The organism is Clostridium sp. chh4-2, assembly GCF_002899675.1.
Lineage (GTDB): Bacteria > Bacillota > Clostridia > Lachnospirales > Lachnospiraceae > CHH4-2.
Genome location: NZ_PKUU01000018.1, coordinates 14,605 through 34,206, shown reverse-complemented (window position 1 = coordinate 34,206; position 19,602 = coordinate 14,605). Strand labels below are relative to the sequence as shown.

The 19,602-nt window shown below is 41.8% G+C and carries 18 protein-coding genes; 3 read left to right on the top strand and 15 right to left on the bottom strand.

Translation table 11 applies throughout. The annotated features are described in order from the left end of the window. Positions 1-13: 13 nt before the first annotated feature. Genes C0033_RS17745 through C0033_RS17735 form a run of 3 tightly spaced genes read right to left on the bottom strand, consistent with a single transcriptional unit; the run spans position 14 to position 3,407 of the window. Positions 14-1,411, bottom strand: coding sequence for a gluconate:H+ symporter (locus C0033_RS17745; protein WP_103229240.1), 1,398 nt, complete (start codon positions 1,409-1,411; stop codon positions 14-16). Between the two features lie 30 nt (positions 1,412-1,441). Next, the gene (locus C0033_RS17740) at positions 1,442-2,314 is read right to left on the bottom strand and encodes a sugar phosphate isomerase/epimerase family protein (protein ID WP_103229239.1); all 873 of its coding nucleotides are present in this window, start codon (positions 2,312-2,314) and stop codon (positions 1,442-1,444) included. A gap of 10 nt (positions 2,315-2,324) precedes the next feature. Next, positions 2,325-3,407 carry a Gfo/Idh/MocA family oxidoreductase gene (locus C0033_RS17735; protein WP_103229238.1) on the bottom strand — a complete coding sequence of 361 codons (1,083 nt, stop codon included), beginning with the start codon at positions 3,405-3,407 and terminating at the stop codon, positions 2,325-2,327. A gap of 383 nt (positions 3,408-3,790) precedes the next feature. On the opposite strand from C0033_RS17735, the gene C0033_RS17730 reads away from it, so the two are divergent. Continuing rightward, entirely contained in the window at positions 3,791-4,495 is a 705-nt protein-coding gene (locus tag C0033_RS17730) for a FadR/GntR family transcriptional regulator (protein WP_103229237.1), read from the top strand. Between the two features lie 27 nt (positions 4,496-4,522). Beyond that, a complete protein-coding gene (locus tag C0033_RS17725) occupies positions 4,523-5,461 on the top strand; it encodes a LysR family transcriptional regulator (RefSeq protein WP_103229236.1) in 939 nt (312 codons plus the stop codon). A gap of 12 nt (positions 5,462-5,473) precedes the next feature. On the opposite strand, the gene C0033_RS17720 is transcribed toward C0033_RS17725, so the two are convergent. The 6 genes from C0033_RS17720 to C0033_RS17695 all read right to left on the bottom strand — a co-directional run bounded on the left by C0033_RS17720 (position 5,474) and on the right by C0033_RS17695 (position 13,657). After that, positions 5,474-6,160 carry a response regulator transcription factor gene (locus C0033_RS17720; RefSeq protein WP_103229235.1) on the bottom strand — a complete coding sequence of 229 codons (687 nt, stop codon included), beginning with the start codon at positions 6,158-6,160 and terminating at the stop codon, positions 5,474-5,476. Positions 6,161-6,256: 96 nt separating this feature from the next. After that, a complete protein-coding gene (locus tag C0033_RS17715; protein WP_103229234.1) occupies positions 6,257-7,564 on the bottom strand; it encodes a citrate:proton symporter in 1,308 nt (435 codons plus the stop codon). Between the two features lie 93 nt (positions 7,565-7,657). After that, complete coding sequence (locus C0033_RS17710) at positions 7,658-9,781, bottom strand: ATP-binding protein (RefSeq protein WP_180994796.1); 2,124 nt, start codon at positions 9,779-9,781, stop codon at positions 7,658-7,660. Positions 9,782-9,943: 162 nt separating this feature from the next. Beyond that, positions 9,944-12,232 carry a hydratase gene (locus tag C0033_RS17705; RefSeq protein WP_103229232.1) on the bottom strand — a complete coding sequence of 763 codons (2,289 nt, stop codon included), beginning with the start codon at positions 12,230-12,232 and terminating at the stop codon, positions 9,944-9,946. Between the two features lie 180 nt (positions 12,233-12,412). Continuing rightward, positions 12,413-13,081, bottom strand: coding sequence for an SH3 domain-containing protein (locus C0033_RS17700; RefSeq protein WP_103229231.1), 669 nt, complete (start codon positions 13,079-13,081; stop codon positions 12,413-12,415). Positions 13,082-13,135: 54 nt separating this feature from the next. After that, complete coding sequence (locus C0033_RS17695; RefSeq protein WP_103229230.1) at positions 13,136-13,657, bottom strand: N-acetyltransferase; 522 nt, start codon at positions 13,655-13,657, stop codon at positions 13,136-13,138. Positions 13,658-13,820: 163 nt separating this feature from the next. Between C0033_RS17695 and C0033_RS27495 the strand changes: the two genes are divergently transcribed. After that, positions 13,821-14,015, top strand: coding sequence for an ATP-binding protein (locus C0033_RS27495; protein ID WP_242984538.1), 195 nt, complete (start codon positions 13,821-13,823; stop codon positions 14,013-14,015). A gap of 271 nt (positions 14,016-14,286) precedes the next feature. Here the strand turns inward: C0033_RS27495 and C0033_RS17685 are convergent, their stop codons facing one another. From C0033_RS17685 to C0033_RS17660, 6 genes are read right to left on the bottom strand one after another with little or no spacing between them, the layout of a single operon-like run. Beyond that, complete coding sequence (locus C0033_RS17685) at positions 14,287-15,303, bottom strand: acyltransferase family protein (protein WP_103229229.1); 1,017 nt, start codon at positions 15,301-15,303, stop codon at positions 14,287-14,289. Beyond that, positions 15,296-15,499, bottom strand: coding sequence for a 4Fe-4S dicluster domain-containing protein (locus tag C0033_RS17680; protein WP_103229228.1), 204 nt, complete (start codon positions 15,497-15,499; stop codon positions 15,296-15,298). Before C0033_RS17680 ends, C0033_RS17685 begins: the two co-directional genes overlap by 8 nt. A gap of 4 nt (positions 15,500-15,503) precedes the next feature. Next, positions 15,504-16,628, bottom strand: coding sequence for an NAD-dependent epimerase/dehydratase family protein (locus tag C0033_RS17675; protein WP_103229227.1), 1,125 nt, complete (start codon positions 16,626-16,628; stop codon positions 15,504-15,506). An 11-nt stretch (positions 16,629-16,639) separates the two neighbouring features. After that, the gene (locus tag C0033_RS17670) at positions 16,640-18,016 is read right to left on the bottom strand and encodes an oligosaccharide flippase family protein (protein WP_103229226.1); all 1,377 of its coding nucleotides are present in this window, start codon (positions 18,014-18,016) and stop codon (positions 16,640-16,642) included. Next, on the bottom strand, positions 18,016-18,981 hold the full coding sequence (locus C0033_RS17665) for a Coenzyme F420 hydrogenase/dehydrogenase, beta subunit C-terminal domain (RefSeq protein ID WP_103229225.1): 966 nt from the start codon (positions 18,979-18,981) through the stop codon (positions 18,016-18,018). The genes C0033_RS17670 and C0033_RS17665 overlap by 1 nt, the downstream gene beginning before the upstream one ends. Next, positions 18,971-19,591 carry a serine acetyltransferase gene (locus tag C0033_RS17660; RefSeq protein ID WP_180994795.1) on the bottom strand — a complete coding sequence of 207 codons (621 nt, stop codon included), beginning with the start codon at positions 19,589-19,591 and terminating at the stop codon, positions 18,971-18,973. Before C0033_RS17660 ends, C0033_RS17665 begins: the two co-directional genes overlap by 11 nt. Positions 19,592-19,602: the final 11 nt, after the last annotated feature.

Genomic DNA, 19,602 nt, shown 5'->3' with positions numbered 1-19,602 from the left:
CGTTAATCAGGCACTAAAATACCATATTTACAATGCTCAGCAGAACAAATCCGCTGCAGGACCATATAAACTGCATCCCTTCATATCCAAAAATCTGGACATCCAGCTTATCCAGCTTAAAGGTACGGGTGAGCACCCAGAAAAAGCTGTCGTTATGCAGTGAAAATACCTGGGAACCGATACATGCCGCATAGGCGCAGAACATCATATTGGCGCCCGGAACCTGCATGAGGATCGGAGCACAGATCGTAGCCGTAGTGGTCATGGCAACCGTACCGCTTCCTAAAACCAGTTTTAAAATCGCTGCCATTAAGAAAGGAAGCAGAAGAACCGGCATATTCATATTGGTCAGGCTTTGAGCAATAACGTCTCCAATTCCGCTGGATTTAATGATGTTTCCAAAGGCTCCGCCGGCGCCGGTGATTAAAATTACCGTACCGCAGCTTCTGATTCCTCGTTCCAGACAATCCTGCACCTCTTTCCGTGACTTATGACCGGCCAAACCGTAAATTGCAACCAGCAAAGCGATAGAAATAGCGATGACCGGGCTTCCGAAGAAAGCGATCAGCTCTGTTACCATGTTTCCTTCCCCTTGATACACCATGCTGGTGACGGTGCTGAGCAGTATCAAAACAACCGGAACCAGGATTGGGGCAAATGACATAAATGCGGACGGATAGGTTTCATTCGGATCTAATTCAGGAGTGGTAGGTTTGGATGAATACTCGGCGTACTCTTTCGCCTGTTCCGGGCTCACATCGATGATTTCGCCGTTTTCATCCACGATCTTATACCATTTCTGACCCACGATACGGCCTGTAATTGCGATGATGATCATCAACGGAATTCCCATCACCAAACCGAACAATATGTAAGTTCCCAGATCAATGGTATCACCGAACTGGGCCACTACGGCCAAAGGTCCCGGTGTAGGAGGTACGGATGCATGGGTAATGTTCAACGCGCATGCCATGATCAGCCCTAAGCCTGTCAGAGATTTTTTCTTAGCGCGTGAAATGGATTTTACCAGCGGAGCTAAAATAATCAATGCAGAATCTGCAAAGATAGGAATTGATACTAAAAATCCGGTGATCGCCAAAGCGACCTCTTCATTTTTACCCTTCAATGCTTTTATAAATGTATGGGCCATTACCTTGGCCGCATTGGACTCTTCCATCACCTGACCCATCATACAGCCAAATGCGATAACCAGACCAATACCTGCAAGCGTATTGCCAAAACCGGAAGTAATCAGCCCCGGTATGGCAGCCAGGTCCACTCCTCCCACAATTCCGACAACGGCAGCAGAGATAACCAGAGCCAGAGCCGGGTGAATCTTTGTTTTCATGATCATAATAATCAGCACAACCATACCAACTGCAAGTGCAATCAATAAACGTGTTACATCCATTAATATATCCCCCTTTTTCTTTGTATGTATTTATATGCAGCCATTCTTTTTCAGCGCAACATACGTCGTCTTATACGCCTGCTCGATCACCCATTCCGGTGACTTCTGCCAGTACTCCGGCCGGAACGTTTCCACGGAAACCATTCCGTTATAGCCGCAGGCCTTTAATTCTTTTAAAAATCCATCCGTATCCACCGCTCCCTGGCCGCAGAAACAGCGTTTATCCTGTCCCCGTTCCTGTGCCGGGACGTCATCGCCGCTCATCAAATGGACGGCGAAAATCTTTTCAGGCTGTATCTTCCGGATATCCGAGAAATCATTGTTTCCTCCATTTAAATAGAGGTTATAGGAATCCAGCACAAATCCCACGTTTTCCCTTTCAACCGCTTTTACGATCTCATCCGCCTCTTTTATGCTCCGCACGCTGCTGCGGTCAAATCCCACAATCTCAAAGCACAGATTCACCTCATATGCCTGAGCCCGCTCAGACAGCTCCTTCAAAATCCTGACACTTGAACGGAAGGTATCCTCTTTTTTTCCTGCATAAGGGCCGCCTGCAGGATCTTTTTGAAGAAATGGAACGATAATCATATAGCGGCTTCCGATGGCCTGACAGGCCTCACACCCCAGCAAAAATTCATCCATCAGGGATGACTGCTTTTCCTTATCATCCTGTTCACTCAGAAACTCCGGATACAGGTAAACGGCATTGAGCGCGTGGGGGCGCAGACGGCTGTTCTTAAAAAAAACGGCCAACTCAGCCAGCGTATGTGTCTTTAAATACTCCTTCAGCATGTCCAGACGGATCTCGATACAGTCAAATCCGGCCTTTTCACATAATTCCAGATCTTTTTCCAAAGTGGAACAGTCCTTTGCACATGCTTCATTGTAAGATACCAGCATCTTCTTCCTCCTATTTTAGCGGCAGCCTGATAACAGCATTTTCCTTGGTACTGCGGTAAATAGCGGTAAACAGTTCGACCGTCCTGCGACCGTCTCTTGCATCCACTAACGGTTTTGTACCGTTTTGTACTGCTGTCAGAAATTCTTCAATCTGCTGCCTGTGATAATAATACATGGAGTCCACGCTCTGAAAGAAATCACAATCTTCCTGTTTCCATCTTTCCAGATTCTCCGCTTCACCGGGAACTGTCCACAAGTCATTGTAAGGCGGTTCTGTAATCTCGGAAATGCCTGCGATAAACATAGCGCCTCCGTCCGTCTGCACCCCAATCCCAGCTCCATTCTCACCAAAGATGTGCACTTTTCCATAGAGCGCCGGATTCTGACTATTGCTGACAACGATGTTGCCGATTCCGCCGTTTTTAAACTTCACAATTGCTGCGGCCGTATCCTCCACTTCAATATAAGGATGGTTCAAATTCTTCCATACCCCATATACTTCTTCCGCTTCGCCCATATACCACAGCAGCAGATCCAACTGGTGAGGCGCCTGATTCACCAGCACGCCGCCGCCTTCTCCTGTCCAGGTTCCACGCCAGGCGTCACTTTGATAATAAGCCTGATCCCGCCATCCGAACATATTCACCATGCCAAGAACCGGCTTTCCAATCTTTCCTTCTTCAATGGCATCATGAATCCTCATACAGGGGCGGTAGAACCGTCTCTGTACCATAGTTCCGATCGTTACCCCGTTCCGGTCTCCCGCCTCAATGATGGCGTCACAGTCAGCGAGGCTGGCTGCCAGCGGCTTCTCCACAAGCACATGGCATCCGCAGTCGGCTGCAGCAACTGCCGGGTTGGCATGAAGCGGATGGGGGGTACATACACTCACCACATCCATATGCTCCTGACGTACCATCTCCGCCACGTCTGTATAAGCCTTCACTCCATAACGCTTGCCAAATGCTCCTGCCCTGTCTTCACTGGCGTCACATACCGCGCAGAATTCACTTGACGGCAGGCCGGCATATGCTTTAGCATGAAAATCCCCAACCTTGCCGCAGCCTATAATTCCTGTCTTCAATCGTTTCATACTCACTTCATCCTTTCTGTTCTCTGTTATAAATTGATCTGCTTTATCCCCCTTTCTCAAAATACATCTGATGTCTGATGCTCATATGTTTAGATTATCATACTACACAAAAAACGTCAATAATAATCTGTTTTTTTATCGATTTTCACCTATACTATTTCTAAAATCTTCAATTTTTGCAGAATCTAATTCTGTAATCCCCGGCCCACAGCATTTTTATGTACAAATATAGGTTGCAGAAGTACGAGATTTTGTTATACTTATATAAAGCTTGGTATTATTTTGGAAAATGTAACTATTCAAAGAGGGCCTCTTCTTGCATGGCCTCTGAACAGTTACGGGAAAATAATATTTAGAAAATTTGAATAACAGGATGTGATCTTTTGCAGGATAATTTTTTTATTGACTCCCGTTCCCTTCCTGAACGTGTAGCCGATAAAATTGAAGAATTTGTAATAAACCGGAATCTAAAAACAGGGGAAAAACTCCCTAACGAGATGGAACTGGCCTCCACGCTGAACATAGGAAGAAGTACCGTGAGAGAAGCGATTAAGATCTTAGTTACCCGCAATATATTAGAGATCCGCCGTGGATCAGGGACCTTTGTCCGCGAAAGTGTTGGCGTTATGGACGATCCTCTCGGCTTTCGCTTTGAACACGACCAGAAAAAACTGGGGCTGGATCTATGCGAAATTCGTCTGATGATTGAGCCTCAACTGGCATTTATGGCCGCCTCCCATGCCACGGATAAGGATATTGTACAGCTTCAGGAGCTTTGCGATGATGTAACCCGTCTGATTAATCTGAAAGAAAATTATGGAAGTCAGGATATTAAGTTTCATACAAAAATTGCCGTCTGCACCGGCAACCGGGTTGTCCCCAAGTTAATTCCAATCATCAATACGGCGATCGGTACATACATCGACCTGACCAATTCCGCGCTGGCAGGGCGGGCTGCCATAACCCACCAGAAGATCGTAGATGCCATCCGCAGCCGCGATGCTTTGGCTGCCCGCGCAGCTATGGAAGAACATCTGCAGGATAATTACAATACGCTTTTATCAATCAACCAGCAGGCGGAGAATTAATATCCGCTTGCTAAAGGAGAGTCCCACATGACCAGCAAAGAATTATTATATGTTAAGACCGTGGCAGATGAAAAAAGCATATCACAGGCCGCGAAGAAACTGTTTATCGCCCAGCCATCACTGAGCCAGTCTCTTCAGAGAATTGAGGAAACACTGGGCACCCAGCTCTTCAACCGCACTTCAAGCGGATTGGCCCTGACCTTCGCAGGGGAACGCTATTATCACATGGCTTCTCAAATCCTTAAAATGTATGAGGATTTCGAAATAGAGATCAGCGATATCAATAATTTAAAAACAGGACGGATTCATCTTGGAATCACCAACCATTTGGGCACTCTGACCCTATCCAAAGTGCTTCCAAGATTCCGGGATATCTGTTCCCATGTGGAACTGCTCATTTCAGAAGAAAATTCCGCCACATTAGAACAGCTTTTACTCAGCGGAGAGCTGGATTTTTCCATCATGCATGCGCCCAAAGTCAATAACCAGCCGCTGATTCATTATGATAACATGAAGAAGGACCCGTTTGTCATCGCCATATCTCCCAATCATCCTTTGGTTAAAAAGGCAAAAAAAGAACCGGATTATCCTTATCCGGTTCTCGATATCAAACTATTAAAAAATGAAACCTTTCTCATGCTTCACAAACAGCAGCGAATCCGCCAGGTTACGGATTCCGTGCTGGCAAAGGCCGGAATCACCCAGCCAAAGATAGGGCTGACGCTGAGAAATTATGAAACTGCACAGCTTTTAGCCGCTCAGGGTCTGGGCGTAACCCTGGTTCCGCTCCAGTATTCGCAGATCGCGCCAAATGAATATCTGCCCACCATTTTATCCATCGATAAAAAGTACGACGCCAGCTGGGATATGTGCATCGCCACATTAAAGAACAGCTTTTTATCAAAAGCGGACCAGCTGTTCATCCGTATGGTAAAAGAAGCATTTGACTGCGGCAGTTCCGACTGAATTACCAAACGTTCATGATCCGCCGAACAGATACCCCAGGCCCCAGACGGTTTTTAAATAGACCGGATTTTTGGGGGCATCTTCTATCTTGTCCCTCAGACGCTTGATATAGACCATTATGGTATTATCATCCACTACCTGATTGTTCCACACCTGCTGGTACAGCTGTTCTTTTGTAAACACCTGGTTTTGGTTTTCCATGAAAAAACGGATCAGGGCGGTTTCCTTAGAAGTCAGAACGATTATCTTTCCATTTTTATACAGCTCATAGGTCTGAAGGGAAAACCTCAGTTCCCTGCACACCGGGTCCTGGCTCTGAGGCATATTGTAGTCCTGGCTCCGCCGCATCAGGGCATGGGCCTTTGTAGTCAGCATTGCGAGGCTGAAGGGCTTGGTCAGATAATCGTCTCCTCCCAGAGAGATTCCCAGAATCTTACTCTGCTCCTCCTGGTTTCCGCTGAGGAAGAGAACCGGGGTCATGATTTTCTGTCTGCGTATCACACTGACCACATAAAATCCATCCAGATCTCCAAGCATCACATCTAAAATAATGAGATCAAAGTTCTCTCGGCTCAACAGATCCAAAGCTTCCTGACCGCTGCCGGCCGTGCTCACCTGCATGCCTTCCCGCAAAAAAGCCATGGAAACGGATTTTCTTATCATGGCTTCGTCATCTACGATTAATATCTTTTTTTCCATTCCTGCCCCTTCTCTTAAACCGCACTAAACTCCGGAAACAAACTGTTCCCAGAGTCAGGCTTATTTCTTATGTAATTATAGCAGAAAATTGGCAGCTTATAAAGTGATGATTCCCATCAATAATCCGGCAGTCAATGTCACTAAAGAAACTCCTACCAGCCATTTAAAACAGAATTTGATATGATCCTTTAATTCCACATCCACAAGTCCGATGGCTAAGAAGGTTGCCGGAACCAGAGGGCTTATCATAAGACCCACATTTTTTCCGATAATCATGGTTAATGCGGTATTGAGGGCTGTTACGCCATATTTGGTACCCACTTCGATTACAAGAGGCATAATTCCATAGAAGTAAGCGTCCGTACCAACCATCATACCTAAAGGCAGAGCGAAGATACCAAAAATGATATGGATAAAACGTCCCAAAGGAGTCGGAATAATCCCGATCAGAGCGCCTGCCATCGCATCCAGCATACCGGTACCGCTCAGCACGCCTACCATGGCTCCTGCTGCGATCATCGTAGCGGAAATAATGAGTGCGGACGGCGCATGCGCTTTGATTCTTCCATCCTGTTCTTTTAAAGACGGGAAGTTTACAATCAGGGCAACGCTTAAAAAGATCATAAATACAACGTAAGATGTAACGATATCAAGCATCAGTGTGGCAATCAGGCCAACTGTCAAAAGCACGTTAAACCATAAAAGTTTCGGTCTTTTTAATGCGTCTTTTTTATCTTTCTCAACTGTATTTTCATTGGCTTCCTGAACGCTTCCTTTAACCAGTCCGGCACCCCTCTTCTTTTCAATGACGCCTAAAACAACACTGAGCGCAACCGTGGTGATTACACCGAATATCTGAATCGGAATCAGTATATGCCAAAGATCGGTCGCTTCCATTCCAAGGACAGTAGCCGTTCTGGCTGTAGGGCCGCCCCATGGAAGAAGGTTCATAACGCCCATGCCCGCAGCCACGATGCATAACAAAACCTGGGGACGGATGTTCATTCTCTTATAGATGGGATACATGGCCGGGATCGTAATTAATACAGTAGTTGCAGTAGCGCCATCCAAATGGGCGATTACCGCGATAATAGCGGTTACAACCGTTATGGCAATAACATTGGCCCCCGCTTTTTTAACAAGAAAATCCACAATGATATCAAATACCCCGACATCTGACATCACCCCGAAAAAGATTACGGAAAAAATAAAGAGAATCGCATTACTGGTGGTTGTACCCACGCCCTCTTTAATAAAGCCGCCGATCTCAACCACGCCGAATCCGGCCAAAAGAGCCGCTACAGCCGGTATAAATATCAGCACCACGATCGGTGACATCTTGCCCTTTAACAATAAGGCAACAATTGCAAACACCATTAAAAAACCAATTACTGCAAGATACATACATTTACCCCTCTCATTATATGTTTTTTTCATTTGATACTTATACTTTAAAGGGTAAATCTTACTATAATCTGACCCAAATCTTAAAATCCATTAAGAACTCAGTATTTCCTCAATTTCCTGAACCGAAACCGGTTTTTCCAACACAAAATCTACGATCCCATGGTCCAGATACCACTGCACATCCTGGTTTAAATTGCCGGAAATAAGGACTATGGTCTTACTGTATCCAAGACTTCTCAGTATCCCTGAAAACTCCAGCCCATTCATCACCGGCATGGAATAATCGGTTATCACCGCATCCCAGTTTGACACTTCTTTTTTCATCGACGCCAAAGCTTCTTCCGGATGGGTATAAGACACTATTTTCTTACATAACGGCTTTAAACTTTTATGTAATGCCCTGGATACCTTTTCATTATCATCCAAAATAAATATGCTCAGATCTTTCAGGCTTTCCGGATTTTTGTCCTCTCTGCTGTTTTCCACTATCCGGAACAAAGGCAGCACAACATCAAATCTGGTCCCCTTTCCTTCTACGGAAACCACATTGATCTCACCGGACACCTGATGAATCAGATCCTGAACCACCGAAAGGCCAAGTCCGGTTCCCGATCCGCTCTCTTTCGTGGTATAAAATGGGGTGAATATTTGTTTTAACGTCTCCTCCGGCATTCCCGGGCCGGTATCGCTGACCGTAACCGCATACTTTACATGCCCCTCTTCTTCCAGCATAATGCCCTTCACCGTAAGGCTTCCGCCCTTTTCCTGCATCGCATAGACTGCATTAGTGCAAAGGTTCACAATCACCTGATTGACCATGCCGGAACTGCCCATCAGCCCGTAACCGTCATCCGGCTGAAGGTTTTCAGTAAGCGTAATATTGTCCGGCAGCGTCTTTTTTATTATGGCCAGGCTCCTGTTAATTTCCTCCACCACATGAAGAACCATCTTTTTACCGCTTCCCGTTCCGCTGTGCCCATAGCGGGATAATTCTTTTGTCAAGTCTTTTGCTTTATGGGCCGCGGCCACCATTTCAGCCAGACATCCCTTGTTCTCCTCACTGATATCCGGGTCCTCCAACAGCATATCCCCATACAGCATGACAGGCGTCAAAAAGTTGTTGAACTCATGGGAAATCATGCTGGTCATAGTGCCCAAGGTTCTGATCTTATCATTGTGGCGGATCTGTTCTTCTCTTTTGTGCAGTTCCTCCCAAGCCGAATTCATCTCCAGAAGATGCTTCATCTCAAGTTCCATGGTTTTATTCTGATTGGCATTATTGATGATCCAGGCCAGAAGAATTCCAAATCCCCCGATTGTGACCACAGACACACAGAATACATACCACCTGGTCTTTACCAGCGGCTTATAGATCTCATTATAATCCAGCGTGCTGTTAATGATCCAGGTCTCTTCTCCTATGGAAGCCTGCGTATATGCCACAACTTTCTTGGTTTGCACCGGTTCCTTCCCGTCTTCCCACCAATAGCTGTTTAAAATCCGGCTGCCCTCCGGGGTCGTTCTCTGCTGTTCAACCCAGCTTTCCAAATCGCTGAGATCCAGATCATATTCGCTGTACTGCGTCTTTCTGCCTTCTACCGCGTCAATTCCGATCTGATTCACCGATTTATGCATCAAAATGGTGCCGTCATAATTCTTTACCATGGAATATCCGTATTGCCCGATCTTAATGGGTCTGACAATCAGGTTGTAGATCGATTCCATCTCCATGGAAGCGATCACGCAGGCATCTTTCCCCTCCCATCTGGTTTTTGCAGCCATAAACTGTGTATAATGGCGCTCCGATGTCAAAACCGGGGATAAAAGAGCTGCCTCTTCCGCCCCCTTCTCCTGATAAGCAGTGTACGCCTGATCCCAAAACGTTCCGTATTCATTGCCCTCATAAAGCAGCCTTATCCCATCGCCGCCAATCACACAGATCGACGAAATCTCCGGCTGCTCATGGAAAAACCGCAATGCCCTCTCTACATCCATGTCTCCCTCAAAGTAGACGGAAAAGTTGTTGAGCTCTCCATTATAATAATTTTCCAGATTATTGGCCACCGCCTTTGTAGTGGTCATCATATGATTCTCCTGCATGCTGATCAGATTGCTCTGGTAATTCTTAAAAATGAAGATATTAAAGATCAGCATAAATGCCACCGCAGCTATGCTGACGCCAATGATGATTTTATCGTAATGCCGTTTTTCCAAAATGGTCTGCTCCCTTTCTGATTTTCTCCCAGGTACCTCACATACTACTAGTTTACAACACCCCGCCCGATTTAACCAGCTGCACTTTCCGGAACATACGCCCGCCAAGCGCACATATATAAAAGAGGGACAGCATGCAGCCATCCCTCTTTTATCCATAATTTATCGGTTTCTGTTATAATTAATCAAGCATCCAGCTTTTACAATCTTCTTCTCATCCGGCGTCATATCCGCAATATAAAGGTTCAATTCCTTGATGGTATCGCCGATCACGTAAGCTTTGATGTCTTTCATATCTCCGTCCAAAGCTTCTTTCACATTAGGAACATAGATATAATCGCCAACTTCAAATTCCGGTTCAGCTTCCATCTGGAACGGCAGCATGCCCCAGTTCATAACGTTGGAACGGTATCTCTTAGTCGCATATTCCTTACAGATATTAGCGAGTCCGCCGATTACTCTCTGGCAGCTGGCCGCCTGTTCACGTGCGGAACCGTCTCCCGGCTTAATCGCATAGATCATGCTTCCGATCTCAGTTTCAGACGCTTTAATCTGCTCATTTCCAGGAATGGTTTTAATCTTATCGAAAACAGCCTTTAATTCCGGATCAACTTCCATCGGGCACTGTCCTGCTGCTCTCGCTTTTTCCATTTTATCCACTTCCTTGCTTCTGCCGACATACTGAGGATCACGTCTTGACAATGTGAACTCTGCCAGTCCAAGAGGATTGGAACGGTAGGAAGAGGTTTCTCCTGACGGAATCAATTCATCCGTGGTAGTAACCGGGTCCATGATCTTAGAACATACTTTTAATAAGATATTATCTGTTAACGGGCTCATCTCAGGCCAGTCTTTGATATTAGGGCCGTAAACCAGATCTTTTTCCGTGTCACCTGCCTGATATCCCTGATAAATTCTGCTCTTGTAAACCGTATCATCAAATTCATAATCCGGTACCTGATAATCGTCCACAACCTCAGTTGCAGAAGTCAGTTTACCTCCGTTAGCCGCCGTTGCAGCGATAGAGCGGGAATCCATCAGCGCAACTGCCGACATCTGTCCTACGCCAGGTTTTGAACCTTCACGGTTCGGGAAGTTTCTGGTGGTATGGCGGATGCTGAATCCGTTGTTGGCAGGCGTATCTCCGGCACCGAAGCATGGTCCGCAGAATGCAGTTTTAAGCACAGCTCCTGCTGCCATAAGATCTGAAACGGCTCCCTTTCTAACGAGATCCATATAAACTGGCTGTGAGGAAGGATATACGGATAATGAGAATTCATCCGCTCCGCAGTTCTTTCCTTTTAAGATATGGGCTGCTTCCATCACATTGGTATAGTTACCGCCTGCACATCCTGCAATAATTCCCTGTGTCACCTGCAGTTTGCCGTCCACAATCTTATCGGTCAGGCTGAAATTGATATCAGGATTGCCTGAAATCTTAGCCGCTTCCACTTCTACAGTTCTTAAAATATCTTCTAAGTTCGCATTTAATTCATCGATTTCATATGTATTGCTTGGATGGAACGGAAGCGCGATCATCGGTTTTACCGTGCTAAGATCCACATAAACCATTCCGTCATAGTATGCCACATCAGCCGGATTCAATTCTTTATAGTCATCTGCTCTTCCATGAAGCGCTAAAAATGCCTTTGTATCCTCATCAGTTCTCCAGATGGAGGAAAGACATGTGGTTTCTGTTGTCATAACATCCACACCATTTCTGTAATCCGTTGTCATGGATGAAATGCCGGGTCCCACAAATTCCATTACTTTGTTCTTCACATATCCGCATTTAAATACAGCCCCGATAATTGCCAGCGCAATATCCTGAGGTCCTACGCCCGGATTAGGTTTTCCGTCCAGATATACGGCAACCACGCCCGGATAAGAAACGTCATAAGTATCGCAAAGCAGCTGTTTAACCAGTTCTCCGCCGCCTTCACCAATAGCCATGGTTCCAAGAGCGCCGTAACGGGTGTGGCTGTCAGATCCGAGAATCATCTTACCGCCGCCTGCCATCATCTCACGCATATACTGATGAATAACCGCAATATGTGGAGGAACAAAAATGCCGCCGTATTTCTTACATGCGGATAAACCGAACATGTGGTCGTCCTCATTGATCGTTCCGCCAACCGCGCATAAAGAGTTGTGGCAGTTAGTAAGAACGTAAGGTACCGGGAATTTCTCCATTCCTGAAGCTTTTGCAGTCTGAACAATTCCTACAAATGTGATATCATGGGATGTCATCGCATCAAACTTCAATTTTAACTTGTCCATATCCCCTGACGTGTTGTGGGCTTCTAAGATTGAATAAGCCATTGTACCTTTTTTAGCTTTTTCTTTTGTTACTTCTTTTCCCGTTAAAGAAGCGACTTTTGCAGCTTCCTCCTCCGGAACGATCTCAGTTCCGTTAACTAAGTATGCGCCGCCATCATACAGTTTTACCATGTAAATACCCTCCTGAAAGATTTGTACTGTTATTTCTTTAATGTGTACTATTATTTCTTTGATGTCTCTAGTATGCCCTATTTTCATCCGATAGTCAAATACTATATATATTATATAGTCCATAGGTTTTTGCTATATGATTATACAGCACTGCACAAGCTATTTAAGAGTTTCAACCGGTTAACTGATTGGTGAAGGAGGTATTGTCACAGGGGTTGGTGCTGATTCCGGAGCCGCAGCCGACTCCGTCGACGGCTGCGAGGCCGGCTGAGTAGCCTTCTGTGCAGGATCGGCAGCCGCTGTTCCTTTATTCGCTTTGCTCTCTGATGCCGCCTTTGTTTCCACATCGTCTTTTGATTCAGACAGATAAGTTTTGTAAACATAGGCTTCGCCGCCATTAAACTTAATCTGAATCCAGCCATTTTCCGACATGCCGGTAACTTCTACTTCCTGTCCTGCCTTCAAACTGGACAATACCGCTGTGCCTGTGGTATAACCCTCTCTGACATTTACCGGCTTAATGGCATACATGGTCTTTTCCATAGGCTTTACTTCATAGACCGGCATTGCGGTGGTGGTCTCCGGCGTCGTGTTTTCTGCTAAGGCTTCTGTTTGCGCCCCTTCAAGCATTGACTGATCTCCGTTCCCTTCGGATGCTTCTGATGATGCGGCCGCACTCTCTTCCGATGAAGTCTCCGGCTCTGCCTGGCTGTCCAGTTCAACAATTATCTCTTTTGTCGCAGCTTCGCTCGGCTGGCTGGTCTCCGCATTCTTATCCGAACCGCTGCACGCTGACAATGCCATTGTCAATGCTAAACAAGCTGCTGTTAAAATTAGATATTTTCTCATATTACCTCCGGTTCTTTAGTTTTTAGTTCTTTAGTTTTTTATTTCTTTTGTTTTCTATTTCTTTATTTCTTTTAATAAAATATTTCTCGTATAGCCGCCATATTTTTCTTTGGTGGCTATGACGTGATATCCCTGTTTCAGTACATTGTTTTTACTGTAGTGATTATCTGGGTGTACGGTGCACATCAGATACCGGTATCCCCGCTGCCTGGCCTCGGCCTCGGCTGCCTGCATTAGTTTATTCTGAAGGCCGTGTCCCCGGTATTGAGGAAGAACAGCCGCAGAATCCATATGAGCTACTTTTAATAAATCTGTCTCTGATAAATTGATATCTCTTCCTAAATTCTCCTCTGATAGGCCGGGAAATACGAGCATGAAGATTCCGGCAAGGGCTTGTGATGTTTGATCAACTGCCTTAAATGCAATGCCTTGTCCGGATTCGAGCATGTGGAGGGTGTAATCATCGTTGTCGGCGGCAAACCAGGACTTTTGATCTAGGGCCTGCCATACGGTTTGGATTAGGCGGGCGATGGAGGGGTAGTCGGGCGGGGTGGCTGGGGTGATGGTGAAGGTCATGAGGGGTGGGGGCTCCTGTTTTGGGTGGGGGGATAGTGTTCTTTAACTATCCTGGGTTAGTAGTATTATTTTCCAAAAGTATAACATTTTTTGGGGGGGATTTCAAATTAATATATTCTAAAGAATTGGGGTGGAATAAGAAGAGATGGACGAGATGCTTTTCTTGAATCACAGTTATATCCGGGCAAACACGCTCATGAATGAATTGGAGCGGGCGAGGGCGAAATCGGAGTATCTTGAATCCGTCAACCAGCTGGCCGGACTCGACCTGCTGATTATAGATGACTTTGGGCTTATGGAGATAGATCTCGACAAATGCCGGGACCTATTTGAGGTGATTGACAGCCGGGAATCATGAAAGTCAACCATGTTTGTATCCCAGCTTCCCGTAAAAGCATGGTATGAGCTATTTGCTGACAGCACCTATGCGGATGGCGGATGCCTGTCTTGACCATATTGTACACAAGGCGTACCGCCTGGAGTTCAGTAGTCGGAACATGAGAAATCCGAATTCGTAAACGCCGGCGTATGCTTACTATCCACAGGACAGTGGCGTTTCACGCAGATTGGAGCGAAACACCACGCAGTTCCTGCGTGACGGCTACGCCGTTAAACCGAAATATGCACAGTTACAGACGACCACCTACAAAAACAGCCAAAAGCCTTGGGCAATTTTTATTCAAAAAAATCCAAATCATATATATACAACCTATTGTTAAAAATACCATTAAGAACCAAGAGATCCACATATCTAAATTCAGCCTAAAAAAAATGATTCTAAAGAATCGATAAAACAAATCGTGCATACAGTATAATAGCATTCCGCCATTTTTAATAAAATTGGGTAAAGCTTTAGGTTTTCCTGAATATAATAGTAAGCCAAGAATCGGGATTATAATTAAGTTTCTTAACACAATTTCTAGAACAGGCATTTCAATCAAGTTTATGTCCGAAATGCTCTTTGCCCACAGCGATAAAAGTACACAACTCAATAGACATATTATTGAAATTGCATTATTATGCTCTGTTTCGATTTTAATTTCAAAATTCTTTGAATAATGTTTCGAAATATATCCTCCCAACAAATAAATTGGTACAAAGAATAGAAAATCAAAATATCCTATATGCATAATGGCAATGTATGCATACAATAATATCTCAACTATATAAAAAAGTATTTTTCTTTTAATAATAAATAAAAATAGAGGTGCAAGAATTACATACTCAAGCAGTCTAAAAATGTACCACAACGGACCATTTGCTGATCCATATCCTCCCAAAAACAAATAATTGTTTCTAATGCCCCCCCAAATTCCACCATATAATACTTCACTTCCATTAATGGCCATGAAAAGAACAGCAATTGTGTTCCATATAATATACGGAATAAGTAATGACTTAGCTCTTGATTTCCACTTTATTGGTATATTCTTATAATCCGCTGTTCTAAAAAATAGATATGCAGAGATAAAAAAGAACCAAACCATTGCAATTCTACTGAGTGCAGAAAAAAAATCCATAAAAACCAATAAGTTATGCTCAGAAGTTTGATTTATATAGTTTCGTAGATTTGCATGATGTAATAGTATAATTATATTGCATATAAATGTCATCCATGAAATTTTATATGATACAAATCTATTCATTGTTATCTACTTCCTTTATTGGGCAAACTTTAACACATCTGTAACATTGTATACATAAGATATTATTGATTACTGGGTAAATAAAGCCTTCTTCATCTTCTACCATGCTAATTGCTTCCTTCGGGCAAATAGCGTAACAAGCTGTGCAACCGCAACATTCTTCTTTCCTATTGTATAATGTAGGTAATTCTTTCATATGCTTATCCTTTTATTCTATTCTTCATCTTTTTCATAATATCAAATAAATATCTAAGAACTTCGTTATACATAATGGCATGCCAAAACTGCAAGTTTTTTTTCTTAGCATTTTTATTCAACTTAAGTTTATTCAACTTTCTTCCAGACACCCTTTTAATCAAATAATCGCATCGCCCATCCCATTTGTTATCTATACAATGAAGCGATTCTTCATTTAAATAATACTTAACTGAATCTTCCAAATAATGAGATATGCTATTTTTAAATTGATAGCCTCCGATTGCATTAAGTACCTTACTATTGTCAAATACCATATTGGTCCCCTTATCACCAGTTAATATATCACTAAACTCTGGCATGTATTTGTTAATTTGATCTATGTCAACAGATATGATATTCTGCTTTCTCTTTAGAATCTTGCAATACTCTAGATACACATCTTTCCATGTTTGTGGAGAATTACTTGTAATATGAAAAGCCTCCTTGAATGCTTTGGGATTCAACAACAATTTATATAGTATTTCTGCAAAATCCTTTGTACTTGTTAGTGTGCAAATAGCAGATCCTCCATTATAAAGAAGTACAGGCTTGTTTTCCAAAATTCTAGCTAACAAGGTATAATTATATCCATCTGGAATGATCGGGAACGGAATGCGTGTATTTCCAAAGGTAACGTAAGGTCGTATTATTGTGTAATTAATGTCTTTTTTCCTTAAAAACTCTTCGCATTTTGATTTGTTATAAGCATACTGCCAGTTTTCATTTCCAACCTCGCTATTTTCTGTTAAAATCTCATTCTCCGATTTTTTCTTATAAGCAGTTGCAGATGATATAAACACATATTGATTAAATCTATTTTTTATAATAGCGAGTGTTTTTTTCATTTGGTCAACATCGAAAGTTAAGAAATCAACAACAACATCAAAGTAAATGTCCTCCAACTTGTTCTGAATTGTTTCTATATCATCTTCACGAATATCAGATATTATGCAGTGTGCATATTGTAGGTTAATATTACTACTGCGTTTTCCTCTATTTAATAAATAAAGCTCATCCTTTTGTAAAATTACATGCTTAGTGAAATCTGAAGATAGAATACCGCTTCCACCTATTATTAATATTTTCATACTTATTGTCCTTAACGTTTTACAATATTTCTAAATGTGTTAAAATTCATCATCGCAGCAGCTATAAAGATAGTACCTCTGATAGCATACGAAATAACATTTTCCGTATAATACAACATAAATGATATGACTACGAGTAATAACATTCCAAAAACTTTTCTTTTTTCAATGTGAATTGTAACAAAGCGTTTTGTATTTATCCATCTATAAATCAATGTTGCAGAATATCCAATTACTGTCGTCAAAGACGCTCCCAAGACCCCCATAAATGGTATCATAATAACATTAAGTAATATATTGATAACCGCTCCAATAACTGTAGAAATCAATGCACTATTTGTATTTTTAAACACAGTGTACAATGATCCTAGATTTCCATTTATCGCATGAATAACAACTGCCAAAACCAATATTGGAATCGAACGATAAGCAGAAGTATATGATTTTTCAAAAAGGAGGTCAACCATCGGACGAGCAACTACTAGTACTCCTAATACACCTACTAACATAATATTAATATACTTATTAAAGACACTAGAGTATATCTCATCTCTATTTTCATCATCTTTTGTATTAATTGCTGTTGTTTGCCATGCTTGATAAAAAATATTTTCAAATACGCTCAGCATACTTGGCAGTTTATTAGCTACTGCATAAATTCCCGTTGCCGCTGTTCCTGAAAAAAAAGAAAGCATATATCTATCTGACAAACTCATAATCCACCACATAACCGTGGTAGGCAATAGTGGCATACAAAATACAATGAATTCCCTTAAATAATTTGCTTCAAAATTTGCAAATGAGAACTTACTTTTAAAGTTAGAAATAATTAATAAATACAATGTTTCTGATGCAATTCCAATAAGATATGAATAAAGCCAACCTCTTAGTTCAAGACGAAATAAGACCAAAAATATATAATTACCTACTAATAAAAATAGCGAACATATTACACCAGAAATAGCAAACCCAAGCATATTCCCTGTGCCTCGTACAAATTGCTTTAATACACAATTAAAAGATGTTAGCAAAACACAGATACAGGAAATTTCAAGATAAAACGGCATTGACGCAATATGAAAAATAGCCGCACATAATAAGCACAATATAATTCCCGGAATGCACGCAACAATCGAAGTACTAAAAACATTTTCAGATGAATACTTTTTGTCATTAGAATATCTAAAAGTTGCTTCATAGATGTCAAAAACCACAAATGGAACTATCAGTGTTATGGTAGAAGTAATAATATCCATAATGCCATACTGAGAGACTGACATATAATATGAATATAATGGAGCTAATACAAACGCGATGATTTTACTTCCCAAGTTCGCAATGGCGATTATATATGTGTTTTTTTTAAGTTCTTTATAATTATTATTCATTATTTTTCATTTCCTAGGACTCTATCTATATAATATTTAACCCAACTCCATATTGTTGGTTTATAAATCGAATTAAGTGCACACATCGCACCTTCAGTTTTTACCATATTAAAAAATCTATCTCTTTCATTATTCGGACTAACACTTCTATATGCAGTCCAATTTCCATTCATAAGTATATTTGTATCATATTTAGTATATTTCAGTTTATCCTTTATATCTTCAAAAATCACTCGTGCTCTATCATTCTGAATCAGTAACGCTGATAAACCCTTATCATCATTAAGAGTTTTGTTCTCTTCTCCAATCCCCCAGCAATCCGATATGGTAAAGTCAGATATTCTGAATAATCCTTTGAATCTACATTCATAACACGATGGTCTTATATTACTGTAATTTAGATAAGACCTCATAAAACAATCCATCTTTCCCCTTACTTGTTTCAAATCTCCATTTTTGAAAAATATTTGAAAATACCATTTTTTCCATCCATGAGGCTTTCCTTTGAATATGATTTTTTCAATGTCACCTTTTTTTGACACTTCATGAATATATTCATTCCATATTAACGGTGATGCAACTCCATGACAAACAAAGTCCATAGTAAACAATTGATCATTACATGCCCCATTCAAAAACATTTTCAATCCATAAACTTGACACGGCGTCCCTGTAAAAAACACAGTTTTTCCTTTTTGTAAATCATTTTTTACCTCCGAAAATGTTTCATTTAATGCACTTTGAGGATACTTGGATCCTCTTAATTTTCCGATATCATGATTAGCATCAATCCGTATATGCTTAACCTGAAATTTTTCATCAAAGGAAGCTCCATATACTATGGCATTATTTCTATCAATAAAATAATCTGCAAGTACTGTAAAAATACCTCCAGAGGTACTATTTAATCGTATATCTAAATCTGCATTATACGCAGCATATGCTATTGGATACTCATTTTTCATAATCTAATACACCTAAATGACCTTCTGTTGCATTCGTTTTAGCATGAATAGTTGCAGGATTTCCGATAACAACGGAATGAGATGGAACATCGAAATTTACAAAAGTATTTGGTGCAATTAGAACATCATCTCCAATAGTAATATTACCTACTATTGTTGAATTAGCCCTAATGCATACTCTATTTCCAAAGGTCGGCGCACCTTTTCTCTTCCCTCGGATATCTCTTCCTATAGTCACATTATGGGTTATCATTATTTCATTACCAAATTTTGCGTTTCCATTAATAATAATTCTCCCCCAATGTCCAATTATTAATCCTTCTCCGATATTCGCATTTCCAAGAAATTCAATTCCAGTTTTAACAGCTTTTCGTTCTAATCTCCATCTATAAAAATAACCCCAAATATTTCCTATATTCACTTGATACTTTCTATAGAGTTTTACCGTTTTGTATTCAATCGCCTTGCGCTCTTTCTTTTTCAGAACTGTACTTCCATTTCTAAAAGTCGCATTAAAAATCTGATCTTTTCTTATTACTTCTAAATATTCTCTATAATTAAACATATAAAACTTTAGAGATAATATCTTTCCAAATTTCTTATAATTCATAATAAACACCT